The following is an 18,230-nucleotide window of genomic DNA, read 5'->3' as shown; positions in this document are numbered from 1 at the left end:
GCGCGGCCCATGTCAAAAATCGATCATCATCTCTTTTCAGCCCACGAACATGCCTTCGAGCGCGAGCCGTGCCCGCAGTGCGGGGCCGAGCTGGTGATCCGCCAGGGCAAACATGGCCCTTTTCTCGGCTGTTCTGCCTATCCTGCCTGTGATTACATTCGCTCCCTGACGCCATCTGGCCGTGACATCGAAAAGGTGCTCGAAGGCTCTGCCTGTCCCGATTGCGGACAGCCGCTGGCGATCAAGAAGGGGCGTTACGGTCTGTTTGTCGGTTGCACCCAATATCCGGCCTGTCAGCATATCGAATCCCTGCAGGAGAGCGACGATACCCAGATCCTCTGCCCCGAGTGTGGCAAGGGTCATCTGGTGAGCCGCACCTCCCGCTACGGCAAGCAGTTTTACTCCTGTGATGGCTATCCCCATTGCAAATACGTGGTGAACGACAAGCCGATCCCCATGCCTTGTCCCGCGTGCGGCTGGGGCATCATGGTTGAGAAAAAAGTGAGGGGAACGCTGCGTTGGGTCTGTCCGCAAAAGAAATGCGGCCACCAAAGTGAGCAGGTATAATCCCGCCGCCGCAACCGGATTGAAACGTTTTCGGCGAACTTCAACCCCCCACTTGGAGTAAGGAAATTCCCACCATGATTAAACCCTTTGTTGCCGTATTGATGGGCTCTGATTCTGATTTCCCCGTGATGCAGACCACCCTTGAGGTGCTCAAGTCATTTGATATCGCAGTGGAAGTCAAAGTCACCTCCGCGCACCGCACGCCGGCTGCGACCCATCAGTATGTGACCGATGCCGAGGCCCGTGGCTGCAAGGTCTTTATCTGTGCTGCCGGTCTGGCGGCGCATCTGGCGGGTGCCGTAGCCGGCATCACGACTCGTCCCGTGATTGGGGTGCCCATCGATGGCGGCCCGCTCAAGGGGCTGGATGCACTGCTCTCCACCGTGCAGATGCCGGGTGGTGTACCGGTGGCGACCGTGGCGATCGGCAAAGCCGGTGCCAAGAACGCAGGTTATCTGGCAGCCCAGATGCTGGCAGTAGCCGATGATGAACTGGCGGCCAAGGTTCGGGCCGAACGCCAGAAGAATGCCGAAGAGGTGATGGCCAAGGATGCCGCCCTGCAGGCTCAACTCAAGTAAGTGAACGGGTGGCGATCCGGATGTGTCGTATTTTTCCTGTGCTACAGCAAAACGTCACTTTGTCATGGTCGCCGCCGTACGAATTCAACTTGCTACTAAGTGACGAGGCGGCAGCCTGGCTGCCGCATTTTTCCTATGCCAAATGAATTTGAACAGGCAGTCGCCGCCCTCCAGCTGGAAGGGGTGATTGCTTATGCGACTGAGGCCGTGTTTGGTCTGGGTTGTGATCCCGACTCCGAAGCTGCGGTGCAGCGACTGCTGGCCATCAAGCAGCGTCCGGTGGAGAAGGGGCTGATCCTGATTGCCGCCGACATGGCGCAATTGCAGGATTACATCGATCTGAGTCAGCTTGGCGGTGAGCAGTTGGCTCGGGTTGAAGCCAGCTGGCCCGGCCCTTTTACCTGGATCATGCCTGCCCGCGCGACGACGCCGGCCTGGCTGACTGGGCAGTTCGAGACCCTGGCTGTGCGCGTGACCGCTCATCCTCAGGTGCAGGCGTTGTGCCGCGCCTTTGGCAAGCCGCTGGTCTCTACCAGCGCCAACCTTACCGGTGAGGAGCCCGCCCGTCGGGTCGCCGATATTGGTGAGCGGCTGGCAAGCAAGCTGGCCTATATCCTGCCCGGTGAAGTGGGTGGTCAAGCCAACCCATCCGAGATCAAGGACGCCCGTACCGGCGCCATTATTCGCCCCTCCTGAGCGGGCGGATACGTCATCCTCAATCCGCTGAGCGGTGAGCTCACCGCTCAGCGGATTGATTCAACTATAAAAATGGACAGGGCGTTCACGATCCTGCCTGACTGGAGACAAGATGAGCAAACCGGATGTGGCCCAGGTCAAGGCCTTCCTGTTGCAGTTGCAGGACGAGATCTGCCGTGGTCTGGAGCAGGCCGACGGCAGTGGACACTTTGTGGAAGATGCCTGGAGCCGTGAAGGCGGTGGCGGCGGTCGTACCCGCGTGCTGCGCCATGGCGCGGTGATCGAGCAGGGGGGCGTCAACTTCTCCCATGTCTATGGCGATGCCATGCCTGCCTCTGCTACAGCACATCGCCCCGAGTTGGCCGGTCGCAAGTTCGAGGCGATGGGAGTATCGCTGGTGATCCATCCGCACAACCCCTATGTGCCGACCAGCCACGCTAACGTCCGTTTCTTCATCGCCGAGAAGGAAGGCGAAGAGCCGATCTGGTGGTTTGGCGGTGGCTTCGATTTGACGCCCTTCTACCCATTTGCCGAGGATGTGCAGCACTGGCATCAGGTCTCCCGTGATCTCTGCCTGCCGTTCGGTGATGAGATCTACCCCGAGTTCAAATCCTGGTGCGATCGCTACTTCTTCCTCAAGCATCGCAATGAGACACGGGGGGTAGGCGGCCTCTTCTTCGACGATCTGAATCGCTGGCCTTTTGCCGACTGCTTTGCCTTTATGCAGGCGGTCGGTCGGGGATATCTCGATGCCTACCTGCCGATCATCGAACGACGCAGGGCGCTGCCCTATGGCGAGCGGGAGCGGGAGTTCCAGCTCTATCGTCGCGGTCGTTATGTGGAGTTCAATCTGGTGTATGACCGGGGCACCCTGTTCGGGCTGCAGACCGGCGGACGTACCGAGTCGATCCTGATGTCGATGCCACCGCTGGCACGTTGGGAGTATGACTGGCAGCCGGAAGCGGGCACTCCTGAAGCCTTGCTCTACACCGATTACCTCACACCGCGAGAGTGGCTGTGACTCGAGGGGCCATGATGGCCCCTTTTTGCTGGCCGATATTCGGCTTGTTCCCGAGTGCGAAAACCCGTTAAATCAGAATATTGCCCTCTGATGGAACTCTTTGATGGATCGTTATCTGGTTTTTGGCCACCCGGTGCGCCACAGCAAGTCCCCCTTCATTCATACCCTGTTTGCCAGACAGACCCAGCAAGAGCTGGAGTATGGGCTGGCTGAACCCGCCGTCGACGAGTTTGCCCACGCCCTGCGGGCCTTTTTTGCCCAAGGGGGCAAGGGGTGCAATGTCACCGTTCCCTTCAAGGAGCAGGCATTTACCCTGGTCGATCGGTTGAGCCCGAGGGCCAAGCGGGCGGGCGCGGTCAATACCATCAAGCTGACCGATGATGGCGTGTTGCTGGGGGATAATACCGATGGCGCCGGATTGGTTGCCGATCTCAAGTCTCATGGTGTGACGCTGGCGGATAGCCGGATCCTGCTGCTGGGTGCCGGCGGGGCGGCTCGCGGTGCATTGGCGCCGCTGCTGGCCGAGCTGCCGAGCGAGCTGGTGGTCACCAACCGCACCCACGCAAAAGCGCAGCAGCTGGCTGCCGAATTCTGCGATCTGGGGCCCGTGACCGCCCAGACCTATGAGCAGCTGGCAGGGCCGTTCGATCTCGTCATCAACTCTACCTCCGCCAGCCTGCAAGGGGAGCTGCCGCCGTTGGCTCCCGCCCTGATCCACACCGATATTGCCATCTACGACATGATGTATGGCTCATCGGATACGGCGTTTATTAGTTGGGCCAAACAGCAGGGAGCCCGCCAAACCATGGATGGACTCGGCATGCTGGTGGAACAGGCCGCCGAAGCGTTTACCGTGTGGCGCGGAATTCGTCCCGGGACTAAACAGGTATTGAGAGAATTGAAGCGTAACTTGGGGGTGATATGAACCAAGGTATTCTGTTTCCCGATCTGATGGAGTGGCAGGCTGGCGAACAGCGGGTTCGCTTTCCCGCCCAGCAGATGGGGGCACTGATAGATTGTTACATCAGCCAGCGGCGACTGGAGAAAATGACCGGTCTGGCGCTGACGAGGGAGGATGACATCGTCAGGGCCTTCGAAAGCGTGCGCTTTGATATTGAAGACATGGCTGAAAAACTCATTGAAGAACAAGAGTTTGCTGAGGATGGTGCTATCTATCTCTGATTTTTCAAAGTTTTTTTGTTTTGTAGCGGAACTACTTTGGAATGGCGCTGACTAACTAGATAGTTGAGGAAGTGCTAGCTAGTCACCTTTATAACTCCCCGGTATTCGTACTGGGGATTTTTTTATCTGCATGAAAATAAAAGATTTTTTCTTAAGCAATAAGTTGTGAAACTAAATTACATAAATTACTTTCACTTTCTGCTGCTTTGCTGTACAGTTGTCTGCGTAGGGTACAGAGGTAAGATGTTCTATCTTTCAGACCTTTTATTTCACGTAATTGAATGTGGCTGAATAGCTGCCCCGATGAGGTTCTCGTCGGGGTGTTTTTTTATGCGCGGTATTTAGAGTAAATGCTTTAAATTGGCGATGTATTTGATAGAATGAGGCTGATTCTTGAGGAATACCTGTCGTCTGGTACTCAAGATTCAGCTTCTTCCCAATTTTTTGAACTTATTATTTCAGGCTGGATGGCATCACTGTCGTCCGGCCTCATTTTTATCCCTCTCGGTTAGATCTTGTAATTAAATTTCATTTTGGTCTCTTTTTGTAATTCTGGTTCGTTTTGAAAGAAAAGATTTGAAAACGCTATCAACGCCTCCTTAAGTTAATTCCCACAATGAATTAACGATCTATCTATATGAACTGTAAGCGGTAATGGATATAACTGGGGAGGCGAATGCGGGGTGTTTGTCGTGAGGCAGGTGAAAGCGGCAATCTGAAACCCTTTCAATCAGCGGAGGAGTGCTCCGCCAATTGCAAGGAAAGCGAGGAGTGGATTACTCCTCGACAGGTTGCTGTTCGTCAGCGTCCAGCAGGTCGGTATCGTCACCACTGACGTACCATTCGCTCAGGGTTTGCGCCAGCTTCTCCACACCGATGTTGGTGAGGGAGGAGAACGCTTCAACCTGGATCTGGGAGCCTAGGTTGGCAACGGCCTGGCGCACCTTGATCACCTGGTTGTTGCGCGGACCCGGACTCAGTTTGTCAGCCTTGGTCAGCAACAGCATGACGGGCAACTGACGGTGTGAGCTCCACTCCAGCATGTTCATGTCGGTATCTTTGAGCGGGTGGCGGATGTCCATCAGGATCACCAGGCCTTTCAATGACTCACGGCGCTGCAGATACTCTGCCAGTGACTTTTGCCACTTGAGCTTCATTTCCAGCGGAACTTGCGCATAACCATAACCCGGCAAGTCGACCAGACGCTTGCCCGGTTCCAGCTCAAACAGGTTGATCAGCTGGGTACGACCCGGTGTCTTACTGGTACGCGCCAGGTTCTTGTGTTTGGTTAAGGTGTTCAATGCAGATGACTTACCGGCGTTGGAACGGCCGGCAAACGCGATCTCGACACCCCCATCATTTGGCAGGTGACGGATGTCGGGTGCGCTGGTCACAAAATGCACCTTATTGAAATTCAGAGTTTGTGTATCCAACGTAAATTCCCCATGGAGATAGAGGGTTATAGAGTTACTTTTTTGTAAAATGGTGTAAAATAGCGTCGCTTAAACGCGTTTATTTTAACATGCCTTCAGCGGCATGGGATCTGGAAGCCTAATAACGAAAAGTTGGAACGCCATGAAGAACCTAGTCATTACTCTTGCTCTGATGGTTGGCGTAACGGGGATGGCACAAGCCAAGGGCGATGCCGCTGCGGGACAGACCAAGGCTGCCGTTTGTGCGGCTTGTCATGGACCGGACGGAAACAGCCTGGTTGATATGTACCCCAAAATTGCTGGTCAGCACGCATCATATATCAAAAAGCAGTTAGTTGAACTGAAGGCTGCCGCTTCTGGTCAAATTGGCCGGGTTGCGCCAGTGATGGGGCCGATGGCGTTACCTTTGTCGGAACAGGACATGGATGACCTGGCGGCTTACTTCTCCGGCCTGAAGGTTACCCCGGTCGCGGTCCCTGACGACGTGGTCGACGCGGGCAAGGCACTCTATATGGGCGGTGACATGAGTCGCGGTCTGGCAGCCTGTACGGCTTGCCATGGCCCCCGTGGCTCGGGTGTCGAACAGGCGAAGTATCCAAGCCTGTCCGGCCAGCATCCTGCCTATATCAAGGCTCAGCTCACCGCATTCCGTGCCGGGACACGTGACAACGATCCGAATGGCATGATGCGGGACGTTGCCAAGAAACTGACTGATCAGGATATCGAAGCCCTCTCCAAATATGTGGCGGGTCTGCACTGATATAGTCGATACGGTCGATTCGATTTGAAACGGGGAGCCTTTGCTCCCCGTTGTTTTTATGGTTTTCAGATAATTCTCGGTTTAATCCCCCCGTTCTGTAAGAGATCTCCCATTCTCAAGGCAGGCCAAGGCTCATAAAATTGCATAAAATATTAAATATTCATTACTTATCAATTGATTATGTGAATATTGATATTTTTCGAGATGTTGAGAATCTTTTGGGTGGATTGAGCCGTTTTATAGAGTTGATACAGTAGGCTCAATGGATTCACCCACGGATTGGGTGGTGGTTTCACAACAGGATGTTGTGAGCAGAGGATGGCTGGCGTGGCGGGATGCCATGGGCTCGCATGAGCTGGCAAGGGATTTGAAGTATCAGGATGGTGACCATCTCCGGAACGGGATGGGGTTGCGGGATGCAGACTCCCCGGCACGATGGCAGGATGCGGTCGCGACGGGTCAAACAGGCACACGCACATTCAGGAACGACCAATACAAGGTCAGGATGACCACACAACGATATGCTGCGGCGACAAGTTGTCACGGAGAGGACGAAACAGATTGTTTTGCCATTCAGGATGGCGCCCGCATGAACATATCAAGGCAGCTTCGGCTGCCTTTTTTCTTTTGGGTCATTAACCCGATTAGCCATTCTGTGTCAAAATACCAGCAACATGCCCAGAGGATACCGATCCTGCGGTGTTCAGTGGCCTGATTGGGCCGGATTGGTGCGGATCCTGCTCTTGTTCCAGCCTTACTGTTCCTCGCATCGTATCCCACCGGGTGAGATCATCCCGGGTACGGGTCAATCCAGTTATTTTTCGGAGTTAGCCATTCATGTCTGCCAAACAACCCACTCGCAAGCCTACTGGCAAGCGCAAAGAATCTGATGTCAGTGCTCAGGAAGGTCGTGAGCGTAAACGGGCTGCCAAGCGCAAGGGCCTGAAGGCTGGTTCTCGTCAGCAAGTTGAACAGTCGAACAACAAGTCTGGCAACAGCCAGTCCAAAGATCCGCGTATCGGTTCCCGCAAGCCGGTAGTACTGGTGGTGGATGACAAACAGAAAAAGCCGGCAGTACCCAAGGCAGTGAAAGAGAAGCAGCTGGTGATGACGCCCGAGCAGGAGCTGGCCTCCATCGAAAACGATGATCGCTTGAATGATCTGCTGGATCGTCTTGATGCCGGTGAAACCTTGGATGCGGCCGAGCAGGCCTGGGTTGATCAGCGCGTCGACCGTTATAAGGAGCTGATGGATGAGCTGGGCATCATCGATAACGACGATGATGAAGATGACGAGCTGCCGTTTGATGATGGCGATGACGCCGAGTTCGACGAGCAAAAGCCGGCCTCCGAAGAGGAGTTGTGGGATCGTTTCAACCAGGTCGATTTCAAGCCGGAACCCAAGCCTGAGCCGAAGAAAAAGTGATGAGTGGATGGATGCTGGCCGCCCTGTTGGGCGGCCTGATTTTGTCAGGGTTGGCCATCTATGCAGGCATACTGATGGCCAGACTGAGACGGCAGCAAGCGATGCAGTGGCAGGCGATAACTGCTCGCAATGAGCGAATTCTGGAGAGCGTGCGGGTCATTGCCCATGCGGTGCAGGAGGGGCAGTGCGATTACTCCGAAGGCGCCATTCGGCTGACCAATCTGCTGGATGCGTTGCAGATCAAGGGGGGGCGAGCGTTCGCTGCCGAGTTTCCGGGTCTGTACGGGCTGTATGAGAAGGTGAAAGATATGCCGACGCATGAGGCCAGACGCGCACTTAAACGCAATGAAGTGATGAAGATGGATCTCGAACGCAGCGGCTACGAGGCCGAGCTGGAGGCTCAGATCCTCAAGGATGTGGCCCAACTGAAGGATTTTCAGTTAGGTCGGTGAGCCAACAATAACAACAAGAGAGGAAGCGAGCGTGCAAGCAGAACAGATTGTGTGGGATCAGGCCCTGATCGAAAAATATAACTACAGTGGCCCGCGATACACCTCTTATCCCACTGCGCTGGAGTTCAACGAGAGCTTCGGCTATTCGGATTTTGTCCGCGCTGCCGGCCAGTATCCCGAGCGCAATCTGTCGCTCTACGTGCATATCCCTTTCTGTCACAAACTCTGCTACTACTGCGGCTGCAACAAGGTCATTACCCGTCATCAGCACAAGGCTGACGAGTACCTCGACTACCTAGAGCAGGAGATCAAGGCGCAAGCCCCGCTCTTCAAGCATCGTCTGGTTACCCAGCTGCACTGGGGGGGCGGTACTCCCACCTATCTGGATGAAGCGCAAACGCGCCGTCTGATGGCCATGCTGCGTGAGCACTTCCATTTCGCCGAAGAGGGGGAGTTCAGCATCGAGGTCGATCCGCGCGAGATTGCCATTACCATGCTGGATGTGCTGCGAGATGTCGGCTTCAACCGCATCAGCCTCGGGGTGCAGGACTTTAACAAGGATGTACAGGTCGCAGTCAACCGCGAGCAGGACAACGACTTTATTAAAGCCATGTTGGAACGGGCCAGAGAACTGGGTTTCCGTTCGACCAACCTCGACCTTATCTATGGCCTGCCGCATCAGGATCGTGCCAGCTTCCACCATACGCTGGAAGAGGTGCTCAAGACCGATCCGGCGCGCCTCTCCATCTTCAACTATGCCCATCTGCCGAGTCGCTTTGCCGCCCAGCGCAAGTTGAAAGAGGTGGATATGCCTGCGCCGCAGGAGAAGCTGGCCATGCTGCAGGACACCATCGCCTTCCTCACCGGTCAGGGTTACCAGTTCATCGGCATGGACCATTTTGCCAAACCCGATGACGAACTGGCGGTGGCGCAGCGCGAGGGCAAGCTGCACCGCAACTTCCAGGGCTATACCACTCAAGGTGATTGCGATCTGCTGGGGCTGGGTGTCTCCTCCATCAGCATGATCGGTGATGCCTACTCCCAGAACCAGAAAGAGCTCAAGGCATATTACGCACAGGTTGCAGAGCTGGGTCATGCCCAGTGGAAAGGCTGCTCGCTCAATCAGGATGACCTGATCCGCCGTGAGGTGATCAAGCGGCTTATCTGTGATTTCCATCTGAACTTTGCGTCTGTCGAGCAGGCGCACGGTCTCAATTTCAGAGAGTATTTTGCCGACGATCTCAAGTTGCTGCAGACCTTCATCAACGATGGACTGGTGCGTATGACGGAGGATGGCCTGGAGGTCTCCTCCACGGGGCAGTTGCTGATCCGCAATATCTGCATGTGTTTCGACGTGTACTTGCGCAACAAGGCACGCCAGCAACAGTTCTCTCGCGTGATATAAGCTTGTTTGCCGATCAGAAAACAGAAAGGGGCGCCATCGTGGCGCCCTTCTCATTTGTATTTTTGCTTAAGCTGCGGGTCGGGAAGGGTCTGACAAGAAGGTGGTGGACTGAGGTAAGCAAGGGGACGGTTGTAGTGGTCTAATCATCCCGGACACCATTTTAGGTGGTAGAGTCGCCACCATGACCTGAGGTGTTCAATGACAAGATTACGTCGCTCATTTACTGCCGAATTCAAACTCGAAGCCGCATCCCTGGTGCTCGACCAGGGATATTCTGTCCCCGAAGCCAGCCGTTCACTGGATGTCGGTGAAACCATACTTCGCCGCTGGGTTCAGCAACTGCAATCCGAACGAACCGGCACCACGCCTATCAGCAAAGCGCTGACCCCGGAGCAGCAGAAAATCCAGGAGCTGGAAGCCCGCATCCATCGGCTCGAGCGCGAAAAGGACATTCTAAAAAATGTATGGTCTGCTCCTTATCTGCAAGCGTGAACTGATTTCCAGAAGTCGTTTGCGTCAATGTATCCGGCCTGTCTGTGAGCCGTTTTCCGGCTCTGGCCTTGATGGGATCCGCACGTCGTCGTCCTAATAAAGCTACCAGTCACGAGAGACTGCTTTTTTAGCCAGGCTGCAACGTCGTGGGGTGAACGCTTCTGTCATCTGTTTTTGGCTCGCAAAACCTGGTATGAGTTCTATCTGTTAAACGGCTGCGCTTGCGTTGGGATATGGTCGGTAATCCCTGCCGGATGTCAGTACTTTCCAGCAAATTCGCATTATCTTGTTGGCCAGGGCGATAAGGACCACATGATGGTGATGGCCGACCTCCAGCCTGGCGACCCATTCGCCTAACGATGATTTGTCACGCTTCATGTGAATTTTCAGCGCTTTGGCGCCCTGAATAACCATTTGCCTCAAATAGTTATTGCCACGCTTACTGATCCCGCCGAGCGAGGATTTGCCACCCGTTGAATATTGTCTGGGAACCAGCCCCAACCAGGCTGAAAGATCGCGGGCTTTCTTGAATTGTGAACCATTGCCAATCGCGGCAATTAACGCGGTTGAGACAATCGGTCCAATGCCGGGGACGGTGCTGACTTTTTGGCACAAACTCGATGCGCTTGAGGCTTGCCCGAGCATGAGGCTCATCTCATCAATCTGAATATCCAGCTGTTGCCACCGTTCTCTCAGGCGCAATACCAGGGCGCGGATAAAATCAGGCAAGCCATTCTCGGCATCTTCAAGGATCGCCGGTAGGGCGCGTTCGAAGACTTTTCTGCCCACCGGTACGGTGAGCCCATATTCCAGCAGCAACGCTCTCATCTGATTGACCGTGGCGGTACGTTCGATGATGAAACGTTGACGGACTCGATGAGTCGCCTGCAATGCCAACTGTTCATGAGATTTCAACGGGACACAGCGCATAGTGCCTCTGCTACCAGCCTCGGCAATGGCGGTGGCATCGTTGAAGTCATTCTTGTTCGATTTGAGGTAGGGCTTAACAAATTGAGCGGGAATAATCTTGGGCTCGAACCCCGCCTGTTGAAACAGTCGTCCCCAGTATTGCGAACCAGGACATGCCTCGAAGGCAACCCGACAGGGTGGGGTCGTGCTGATGAACTGTTTCAGTTGTGAACGAGTGAGCTTTTGCTTGGTCAATACATGCCCCATGCGATCCATCGCTACCAGGTGAAACCAGTTTTTGCCTAAATCGATGCCATAAATGTAAATCTGAGATTGGGTCATGATCAGCCTCCTTGATGCTGGCTTCAGCATAGCGGGGTAGATGGAGCAGACCATCCCATTAGGCTACGGCTCTCTTGATGACGGACGAGTTCACACGTACGCGCTGATAGACCAATTAAGAGAGCAAGCCCCCATTACCCTGGTCTGCTGCGCTTTCGATGTTCCAACATCCTGTTTTTACGACTATCTGGCTCGCAAGCGGACGATTAACCGTGAGCGGATACAGCAACGCAGCGAGTTGCGCCGGTTGTTCAAAGAGAGCCGAGGCTCGGCAGGCAGCCGCACCTTGATGTCGATGATGCGGGAGTTGGGGTATCAGATTGGTCGATTCAAAGTACGTAACCTGATGAAGGAAGCCGGGCTGGCATCCAGGCAGCTGGGCGCACACCGTTATAAGGTGGCACAGTCTGAACGACCGGATATTCCCAATCTGCTGGCCCGCGAATTTGATGTCCAGCAACCCAATCAGGTGTGGTGTGGCGATATCACTTACGTCTGGGCCGGTGGTCACTGGCATTACCTGGCCGCAGTGCTCGACCTGCATACCCGGCGGGTCGTGGGCTGGGCGATGTCTGACAAACCAGATGCAGAATTGGCAATAAAAGCGCTGGAGATGGTCTATCAGCAACGGGGTTGCCCATCTGGCGTGCTGTTTCACTCTGACCAAGGCAGCCAATATGGCAGCCGGGCATTTCGGCAACGACTGTGGCGCTATCGCATGACCCAGAGCATGAGTCGGTGTGGTAATTGCTGGGATAACGCACCGATGGAGCGATTGTTCAGAAGCCTGAAGTCAGAGTGGCTCCCGGCAACGGGGTACATGGGTCTGCGGGAAGCAAAGCGGGATATCAGTTATTACCTGATGGTTTACTACAACTGGCGGCGTCCACATCAACACAATGACGGGATACCGCCAGCAAAAGCCGAGGTTCGGCCTAACCAAGTGTCCGGATTTAGTTGACCACTACAGGTGAAACGCAGATAAAAAGATGGGGGCGACTTGCGTCGCCCCCGGTAGTCGTATCGCTCATATCCTTGAACGAAGTTGCTCCCTGCAATCCCTGACTGTTTACCTCTTCCTTTAGGTTTCCCCTTCCCAATCCTTTGGGGTGTCCTTTAGCCATCTTGGCCTGACGAGTCATCCTGTCCCGTCGCACTTTCTCCGTCCTGGGAGGTGTCCTTTACCACATCCTGTGGTGAGTCCATTTGCCCAACCCTGGCAGCCAGTCTTCCTGACCGACTTCATTGCGTCCGTGCATGAGTAACTATAAGGATTTTCTTACCGGCGACAACGTCAGATTGGAAAACGTTTTTGTCATTAGCTTTTCCGAAAGCGGTGTGTTTCGATTTATTCATTTATAAACATAATGTTAAGTGTGTCATCTTCATATTTTAAGATCCTGTCTTCCGATTATCTCGAGGATCTTTTCGGCTGTTGGCTTACATATGGAATGGCAGATCTCTTACACGGCTTTTTGGTTACTTTGGAAATAGATTCTGCAGTCTGATGATGGTCATTCGGGATGGGTTGGCGAGGCACAAAAAGAGCGGCTGAATGGAGAAATTATGAGCGCTGGTTGAGTCGCTCATAGATGGTCTGGCGCTCTTCCGGGGTGAGCGAGGAGAAGTAGTGGGTAAAGAGGCGCAGCAACAGGGATTTGTTCATGCCATCTTGCTGGGTCAGATTGCCCAGCTCGTCGATGGCCACCGTGCTCATGGAGAAGGTAGCCTTCTTGTAGCTGGGCCTCAGATGCTCGCCACTCTCGATAAAGGCCAGCGCCGACAGGGCTTCATCACGATGCAGGCTCAGTTCAAGGCTGACCACCTTGGGTTTGCCCTTGGCGTAGAACTCCGCATCTTCGATAAATTCGTCGACGGTGAACTTCTTCTGGTGATGCAGCTGGTGCTTTTTCTTCAGATCGGCCAGACCCATCTCACACCCCCACTTGCAGGAACTCTTTGGCGATGGCCCGGATCTCTTCGGCGGATTTGCCATCCGGCTCGATCTCCATCACCGACAGCCCCTTCTCTTCGCTGTCGTCGTAGACGTTACGGCCATAGGTGATGGCGTTCAGCACATCGACACCGAATGAGGCGCAGACCTCTTTCGCCTCCAGAATGCGTTTTACCTGATTGGGCAGGGCGGGGCACTGGGTCAGCACTACAGCGGCATTGAGCGTCGGATTGACCATCTTGCAAGTGGTGATGAGATCTTCCATATGGGGCAGGGTCTTGAGGTCGCGGCGTTTCGGGCGCAAGGGGATCAGGGCGTGGGTGGCGACAGCCATGGTGGAGCGCAGTGCCCGGTTGTCCTGTCCGCCGCAATCGACGATGACGTAGTCGTAGCGGTTTTTCAGGCTGAGCAGGTCGTTGCGAATGTTGCCATAAAGCTGAACGCAGTTGATTTGTGGCAGCTCCGGGTTGTCGTTGCGCTCCTGAATCCAGTCAGAGGTGGTGCGCTGCGGGTCGCAATCGACCAGTAACACCTCCCCCTGAAATTGGGATCTGAGGTAGACCGCCAGATTTTGTGCCAGGCAGCTCTTGCCACTCCCCCCCTTCTCTCCACCGACCAACAAGATCATGACGTTCCCCTATCCATAAGAAAACCGCTGATTTCAGTATAGGAGGGGCCAGCCTCATCACAAGGCGAGAGGAGTGATGCTCCTCTCGTTGTGTCGATTAGTAATGAACGCTGCCTCCATGCCAGCGGCAGACATAGTCAGGCACCAGCATCTGGGGGGCCTGGTCGACATGGCATACCACCATGGGCATGGCAGGGGCTCCTTCAGCTTGGATGAAGGTCGGGAGCGCAGAGAGCAGCAAAGTCGCGAGCAACAGCATTGGTTTCATCTTCATAACAACTCCTTGGTAGTGCCATTTCAGTGTGATCTGGATCACTTTCTGAGTTAAGTCGAGGTTGGCGCCAGCGCAAGGTGGGACGAATAAATTCAATTAATGAAAAAAGTATCAAAAGGCGTTGTGGTGACTGACGAGGCTGGTTGCCAGCCTCGATGCGGACTTTGTGCATATTAAGTTGAACTGCACAACGAGGTGATGGCTGATGAGGCCTTGCCTGATGGGGTTGGCATCAATGCCATGATCTGGGACAAGAAAAGATTTATGCAGTGAGTGTGCTCGATCTGAGTATTTATTTCCCCCGAGTTCCTCTTGTCACGCCGATGTATTCAATACACAGGGAGTAATATTCAAATTTTATTTTAAAAACCATTTATTATTATGATTTTTAACGGGTTTTGTTTTTTTAATTTAATCTTCCCAGTGAGCATGCATGAATAAAAATTGAATCAACCTGAAATATAGTGGGGTGGTTGTGCATGGCTATTCAGTGTGTTCTGTGTGGGAAATGTGCAATTTGCTACCGGGGTCATAGATTGAACGGTGAATATATTCAGTTCTGAGTGAATGTGATCAATGTCTAAGTTTGTATTGGTTCGCAGGTCTAACCTCGGCATCGAAAGGCAAGGGCAGGATAGAACATAAGCCGAGTACCCTACATAAAGAATATCCCGCCTTAGCCACGAGCATGAATAGAAGGAATCTATTCAATCACTCGCAGGGACCACTGCTAGACGGAATATAATCATGAGCAAATTTTATGTAGGTTCTGAAGTTGGCCAATTGCGCCGTGTCATGTTGCACCGCCCCAACCTCAGTCTGAAGCGTCTGACTCCTTCCAACTGCCAGGATCTGCTGTTCGATGACGTCCTGTCAGTTGAACGCGCCGGTCAGGAGCACGACAAATTCGCTCAGGTACTGCGCGATCAGAATGTCGAAGTTTTCCTGCTGACCAATCTGCTGGCCGAGACTCTGGATGTGCCGGAAGCCAAAACTTGGCTGCTGCAACATCAGGTCTCCGACTACCGCCTCGGTTCTTCTTTTGCCAACGACGTGCGTTGCTTCCTGGCAGACATGCCGCACCGCGAGCTGGCCCGCATTCTCTCCGGTGGCCTGACTTACTCCGAGATGCCTTATCACGGCGTCAACATGGTAGTGGGTATGCATGCACCGACCGACTTCATCATCGAGCCGCTGCCCAACCACCTCTTCACCCGTGACACTTCCTGCTGGGTTTACGGTGGCGTCTCCATCAACCCGATGGCCAAACAGGCTCGTCGCCGCGAAACCAACCATGTGAAGGCCATCTACCGCTGGCACCCGATGTTTGCCGGTCAGGACTTCATCAAGTACTTCGGTGACGAGGAGCGTGACTACGACAACTCCACCATCGAGGGTGGTGACGTACTGGTTATCGGCCGCGGCGCCGTGCTGATTGGCATGTCCGAGCGCACCACTCCGCAAGGGGTCGAGCACCTGGCTCGCAGCCTGTTCAAACACGGTCAGGCCAAACAGGTCATCGCCATGGAACTGCCGAAACACCGCAGCTGCATGCACCTGGATACCGTCATGACCCATATGGATGTCGATACCTTCTCCGTTTATCCGGAAGTGATCCGCAAGGACGTGCAGTGCTGGAGCCTGACTCCGGGCGGCGCCACTGGCATGAACATCAAGGAAGAGGGTTACTTCGTCACCGCTATCGAGAAAGCGCTGGGCGTGGATCAGCTGAAGATCATCACCACTGGCGGTGACAGCTTCGAAGCCGAACGCGAGCAGTGGAACGACGCCAACAACGTGCTGACCGTACGTCCCGGCGTGGTGGTGGGTTACGAGCGCAATACCTACACCAACGAGAAATATGACAAGGCCGGTATCACAGTTCTCTCCATTCCGGGTGATGAACTGGGCCGTGGCCGCGGCGGCGCCCGCTGCATGAGCTGCCCGATGGAACGCGACAGCATCTGATGAGACGGCGTGGCGCTGGCAGAGGCTGGCGCCACACAGACCCAAAATCGAGATTAACCACTATGAAAAAACCAACTGTCGTCGTCGCTCTGGGCGGCAATGCTCTGCTCCGTCGTGGTGAGCCACTGGAAGCGGATATCCAGCGCAAGAACATCGCCACTGCTGCCAAAACCATCGCCCTGATCGCTCAGGAGTACAACGTGGTGCTGGTGCATGGCAACGGTCCGCAAGTCGGCCTGCTGGCCCTGCAAAACAGCGCCTACACCAAGGTATCCCCCTATCCGCTGGATGTGTTGGGTGCCGAGTCCCAAGGCATGATCGGCTACATGCTGATCCAGGAGCTGAAAAACCTGATGCCGAGCCGCAACGTCACTGCGCTGCTGACTCAGGTGCAGGTTGATCCCAAGGATCCGGCCTTTGCCAATCCGACCAAATTTATCGGCCCCGTCTATGAAGAAGCGGAAGCCCGTGCCCTGGCGACCGAGAAGCACTGGGTGGTCAAGGCTGACGGCAAGTTCTTCCGCCGTGTAGTGCCGTCCCCGCTGCCCCAGCGCATCGTTGAAGGCGACGCCATCGAAACCCTGATTGCCCAGGGCCACCTCATCATCTGTACCGGTGGTGGCGGCATTCCTGTGACTTGGGATGGCCAGAGCCTGACCGGCATCGAAGCTGTGATCGACAAAGACATGTCTGCCGCCTATCTGGCCAAGCAGATCAAGGCCGACGCCCTGCTGATCCTGACCGACGCCGATGCCGTCTATCTGGATTGGGGCAAGCCGACCCAGCACCCGCTGCGGGTCACCAGCCCGGACGAGCTGGCCGGGGTCAAATTCGATGCAGGCTCCATGGGACCGAAAGTCGAAGCCTCTTGTGAATTTGTCAAAGCGACCGGCGGCATGGTCGGGATCGGCTCGCTGGAAGATGGTCTTGCCATCCTCAAGGGTGAAGCCGGCACCAATATCGTCGCCACCCGCACCGTGAATGCGTAATTACCGAAATTTGTACTGAGAATGCGTAGTCAACACTACTGCCCGAATTGGTCTGAAACAAATATAGAGAGAACTCATCATGGCTTTTAATCTGCGTAACCGTAACTTCCTGAAACTGCTGGACTTCACCCCGCGCGAAATCCAATACATGATTGACCTGGCCATCGACCTGAAAAAAGCCAAATACGGTGGCTACGAGCGCAAACACCTGACCGGCAAAAACATTGCCCTGATCTTCGAGAAGACTTCCACCCGCACCCGCTGTGCGTTTGAAGTCGCGGCCTTCGACCAGGGTGCGCAAGTCTCCTACCTTGGCCCGAGCGGTTCCCAGATCGGTCACAAGGAGTCCATGAAGGACACCGCCCGTGTACTGGGTCGCATGTATGACGGTATCGAATACCGCGGCTACGGTCAGGAGATCGTCGAAGAGCTGGGCGCCTACGCCGGTGTCCCGGTCTGGAACGGTCTGACCAACGAATTCCACCCGACCCAGATCCTGGCCGACTTCATGACCATGCTGGAGCACGGCAAGGGCAAGCGTCTGGATCAAATCAAGTTCGCCTACCTGGGTGATGCCCGCAACAATATGGGTAACTCCCTGATGGTCGGTGCCGCCAAAATGGGCATGGACATCCGTCTGGTCGCTCCGAAAGCGTTCTGGCCGGAAGAGGAGCTGGTTGCCAAGTGCCGCCTGATCGCCGAAGAGACTGGCGCGCGCATCACCCTGACCGAAGACGTCAAAGAAGGTGTGCTGGGTACCGACTTCCTCTACACCGACGTTTGGGTTTCCATGGGTGAAGCGAAAGAGGCCTGGGATCAGCGCGTCAAACTGATGACCCCGTATCAGGTCAACATGGATGTCATCAACGCCACCAAGAATCCTGATGTGAAGTTCATGCACTGCCTGCCGGCGTTCCACAACGACGAGACCACCATGGGCAAGGAAGTGGCTGACAAATATGGCATGAAAGGCCTGGAAGTAACCGAGGACGTGTTCGAATCCGAGCACAGCATCGTGTTCGACGAGGCCGAAAACCGGATGCACACCATCAAGGCAGTGATGGTTGCTACGCTGGGCGACTAAGGTCGCAGTAGTGGTGCCGGGGGGCGACCCCCGGCTTTTCGACCATGTGACAGCGGCATAATACCTCTAAC

General features: G+C 54.8%; 18 protein-coding genes and 2 pseudogenes. 15 read left to right on the top strand and 5 right to left on the bottom strand.

The window, feature by feature from the left end; genetic code table 11:
* Positions 1–9 precede the first annotated feature (9 nt).
* The 6 genes from OKC40_RS00480 (at position 10) to OKC40_RS00455 (ending at position 4,044) form a co-directional block, all read left to right on the top strand.
* Positions 10–567 carry a DNA topoisomerase family protein gene (locus OKC40_RS00480; protein ID WP_042054851.1) on the top strand — a complete coding sequence of 186 codons (558 nt, stop codon included), beginning with the start codon at positions 10–12 and terminating at the stop codon, positions 565–567.
* 74 nt (positions 568–641) lie between these two features.
* Entirely contained in the window at positions 642–1,145 is a 504-nt protein-coding gene (gene purE / locus OKC40_RS00475; RefSeq protein ID WP_042062405.1) for a 5-(carboxyamino)imidazole ribonucleotide mutase, read from the top strand.
* 135 nt (positions 1,146–1,280) lie between these two features.
* A complete protein-coding gene (locus OKC40_RS00470) occupies positions 1,281–1,841 on the top strand; it encodes a Sua5/YciO/YrdC/YwlC family protein (RefSeq protein ID WP_213392453.1) in 561 nt (186 codons plus the stop codon).
* A gap of 112 nt (positions 1,842–1,953) precedes the next feature.
* Positions 1,954–2,862 (top strand): oxygen-dependent coproporphyrinogen oxidase, encoded by a 909-nt coding sequence (gene hemF, locus OKC40_RS00465; RefSeq protein WP_213392452.1) that lies wholly within the window; start codon positions 1,954–1,956, stop codon positions 2,860–2,862.
* A gap of 103 nt (positions 2,863–2,965) precedes the next feature.
* Positions 2,966–3,787 (top strand): shikimate dehydrogenase, encoded by an 822-nt coding sequence (gene aroE / locus OKC40_RS00460; protein WP_213392451.1) that lies wholly within the window; start codon positions 2,966–2,968, stop codon positions 3,785–3,787.
* Complete coding sequence (locus tag OKC40_RS00455; RefSeq protein WP_197928448.1) at positions 3,784–4,044, top strand: DUF1488 domain-containing protein; 261 nt, start codon at positions 3,784–3,786, stop codon at positions 4,042–4,044. Before aroE ends, OKC40_RS00455 begins: the two co-directional genes overlap by 4 nt.
* A gap of 776 nt (positions 4,045–4,820) precedes the next feature.
* On the opposite strand, the gene yihA is transcribed toward OKC40_RS00455, so the two are convergent.
* Positions 4,821–5,477: a ribosome biogenesis GTP-binding protein YihA/YsxC gene (gene yihA / locus OKC40_RS00450; protein WP_270793808.1), complete on the bottom strand. Its 657-nt coding sequence runs from the start codon at positions 5,475–5,477 to the stop codon at positions 4,821–4,823.
* A gap of 142 nt (positions 5,478–5,619) precedes the next feature.
* Between yihA and OKC40_RS00445 the strand changes: the two genes are divergently transcribed.
* The 5 genes and pseudogenes from OKC40_RS00445 to OKC40_RS00425 all read left to right on the top strand — a co-directional run.
* Positions 5,620–6,237 (top strand): c-type cytochrome, encoded by a 618-nt coding sequence (locus tag OKC40_RS00445; RefSeq protein WP_270793807.1) that lies wholly within the window; start codon positions 5,620–5,622, stop codon positions 6,235–6,237.
* 837 nt (positions 6,238–7,074) lie between these two features.
* Positions 7,075–7,662: a Der GTPase-activating protein YihI gene (gene yihI, locus OKC40_RS00440; protein WP_234602992.1), complete on the top strand. Its 588-nt coding sequence runs from the start codon at positions 7,075–7,077 to the stop codon at positions 7,660–7,662.
* A gap of 11 nt (positions 7,663–7,673) precedes the next feature.
* Positions 7,674–8,114 carry a DUF2489 domain-containing protein gene (locus OKC40_RS00435; RefSeq protein ID WP_270793843.1) on the top strand — a complete coding sequence of 147 codons (441 nt, stop codon included), beginning with the start codon at positions 7,674–7,676 and terminating at the stop codon, positions 8,112–8,114.
* A 31-nt stretch (positions 8,115–8,145) separates the two neighbouring features.
* Positions 8,146–9,519 (top strand): oxygen-independent coproporphyrinogen III oxidase, encoded by a 1,374-nt coding sequence (gene hemN / locus OKC40_RS00430; RefSeq protein WP_270793806.1) that lies wholly within the window; start codon positions 8,146–8,148, stop codon positions 9,517–9,519.
* 198 nt (positions 9,520–9,717) lie between these two features.
* Positions 9,718–9,978, top strand: a pseudogene (locus OKC40_RS00425) (transposase); the annotation flags it as partial.
* Between the two features lie 240 nt (positions 9,979–10,218).
* On the opposite strand, the gene OKC40_RS00420 reads toward OKC40_RS00425, so the two are convergent.
* Positions 10,219–11,262, bottom strand: a complete 1,044-nt coding sequence (locus OKC40_RS00420) for an IS110 family transposase (RefSeq protein ID WP_042650017.1) — start codon at positions 11,260–11,262, stop codon at positions 10,219–10,221.
* Positions 11,263–11,323: 61 nt separating this feature from the next.
* Here OKC40_RS00420 and OKC40_RS00415 point away from each other — a divergent pair.
* A pseudogene (locus OKC40_RS00415) lies at positions 11,324–12,223 on the top strand (IS3 family transposase); the annotation flags it as partial.
* Positions 12,224–12,826: 603 nt separating this feature from the next.
* On the opposite strand, the gene OKC40_RS00410 reads toward OKC40_RS00415, so the two are convergent.
* From OKC40_RS00410 to OKC40_RS00400, 3 genes are all read right to left on the bottom strand, one after another.
* Positions 12,827–13,195, bottom strand: coding sequence for a CopG family transcriptional regulator (locus OKC40_RS00410; RefSeq protein WP_075111914.1), 369 nt, complete (start codon positions 13,193–13,195; stop codon positions 12,827–12,829).
* A 1-nt stretch (position 13,196) separates the two neighbouring features.
* A complete protein-coding gene (locus OKC40_RS00405; RefSeq protein ID WP_042063761.1) occupies positions 13,197–13,844 on the bottom strand; it encodes an AAA family ATPase in 648 nt (215 codons plus the stop codon).
* Positions 13,845–13,941: 97 nt separating this feature from the next.
* On the bottom strand, positions 13,942–14,118 hold the full coding sequence (locus OKC40_RS00400; protein WP_167335554.1) for a hypothetical protein: 177 nt from the start codon (positions 14,116–14,118) through the stop codon (positions 13,942–13,944).
* 747 nt (positions 14,119–14,865) lie between these two features.
* Here OKC40_RS00400 and arcA point away from each other — a divergent pair.
* From arcA to argF, 3 genes are all read left to right on the top strand, one after another.
* On the top strand, positions 14,866–16,086 hold the full coding sequence (gene arcA / locus OKC40_RS00395) for an arginine deiminase (RefSeq protein WP_042063762.1): 1,221 nt from the start codon (positions 14,866–14,868) through the stop codon (positions 16,084–16,086).
* 62 nt (positions 16,087–16,148) lie between these two features.
* Positions 16,149–17,075 (top strand): carbamate kinase, encoded by a 927-nt coding sequence (gene arcC / locus OKC40_RS00390; protein WP_042063763.1) that lies wholly within the window; start codon positions 16,149–16,151, stop codon positions 17,073–17,075.
* 79 nt (positions 17,076–17,154) lie between these two features.
* Positions 17,155–18,159 (top strand): ornithine carbamoyltransferase, encoded by a 1,005-nt coding sequence (gene argF / locus OKC40_RS00385; RefSeq protein WP_017409770.1) that lies wholly within the window; start codon positions 17,155–17,157, stop codon positions 18,157–18,159.
* Positions 18,160–18,230 lie beyond the last annotated feature (71 nt).

The sequence above is a fragment of the Aeromonas sp. QDB11 genome, from assembly GCF_027705265.1.
Taxonomy (GTDB): domain Bacteria; phylum Pseudomonadota; class Gammaproteobacteria; order Enterobacterales; family Aeromonadaceae; genus Aeromonas; species Aeromonas allosaccharophila.
This window is presented reverse-complemented; position numbering and strand designations above follow the sequence as displayed.

Excerpts from the sequence above, each read along its gene's own strand:
- OKC40_RS00480 (WP_042054851.1), top strand. The coding sequence starts at position 10 with ATGTCAAAAATCGATCATCATCTCTTTTCAGCCCACGAACATGCCTTC.
- purE (WP_042062405.1), top strand. The coding sequence starts at position 642 with ATGATTAAACCCTTTGTTGCCGTATTGATGGGCTCTGATTCTGATTTC.
- OKC40_RS00470 (WP_213392453.1), top strand. The coding sequence starts at position 1,281 with ATGCCAAATGAATTTGAACAGGCAGTCGCCGCCCTCCAGCTGGAAGGG.
- hemF (WP_213392452.1), top strand. The coding sequence starts at position 1,954 with ATGAGCAAACCGGATGTGGCCCAGGTCAAGGCCTTCCTGTTGCAGTTG.
- aroE (WP_213392451.1), top strand. The coding sequence starts at position 2,966 with ATGGATCGTTATCTGGTTTTTGGCCACCCGGTGCGCCACAGCAAGTCC.
- OKC40_RS00455 (WP_197928448.1), top strand. The coding sequence starts at position 3,784 with ATGAACCAAGGTATTCTGTTTCCCGATCTGATGGAGTGGCAGGCTGGC.
- OKC40_RS00445 (WP_270793807.1), top strand. The coding sequence starts at position 5,620 with ATGAAGAACCTAGTCATTACTCTTGCTCTGATGGTTGGCGTAACGGGG.
- yihI (WP_234602992.1), top strand. The coding sequence starts at position 7,075 with ATGTCTGCCAAACAACCCACTCGCAAGCCTACTGGCAAGCGCAAAGAA.
- OKC40_RS00435 (WP_270793843.1), top strand. The coding sequence starts at position 7,674 with ATGCTGGCCGCCCTGTTGGGCGGCCTGATTTTGTCAGGGTTGGCCATC.
- OKC40_RS00420 (WP_042650017.1), bottom strand. The coding sequence starts at position 11,262 with ATGACCCAATCTCAGATTTACATTTATGGCATCGATTTAGGCAAAAAC.
- OKC40_RS00410 (WP_075111914.1), bottom strand. The coding sequence starts at position 13,195 with ATGGGTCTGGCCGATCTGAAGAAAAAGCACCAGCTGCATCACCAGAAG.
- OKC40_RS00405 (WP_042063761.1), bottom strand. The coding sequence starts at position 13,844 with ATGATCTTGTTGGTCGGTGGAGAGAAGGGGGGGAGTGGCAAGAGCTGC.
- OKC40_RS00400 (WP_167335554.1), bottom strand. The coding sequence starts at position 14,118 with ATGAAGATGAAACCAATGCTGTTGCTCGCGACTTTGCTGCTCTCTGCG.
- arcA (WP_042063762.1), top strand. The coding sequence starts at position 14,866 with ATGAGCAAATTTTATGTAGGTTCTGAAGTTGGCCAATTGCGCCGTGTC.
- arcC (WP_042063763.1), top strand. The coding sequence starts at position 16,149 with ATGAAAAAACCAACTGTCGTCGTCGCTCTGGGCGGCAATGCTCTGCTC.
- argF (WP_017409770.1), top strand. The coding sequence starts at position 17,155 with ATGGCTTTTAATCTGCGTAACCGTAACTTCCTGAAACTGCTGGACTTC.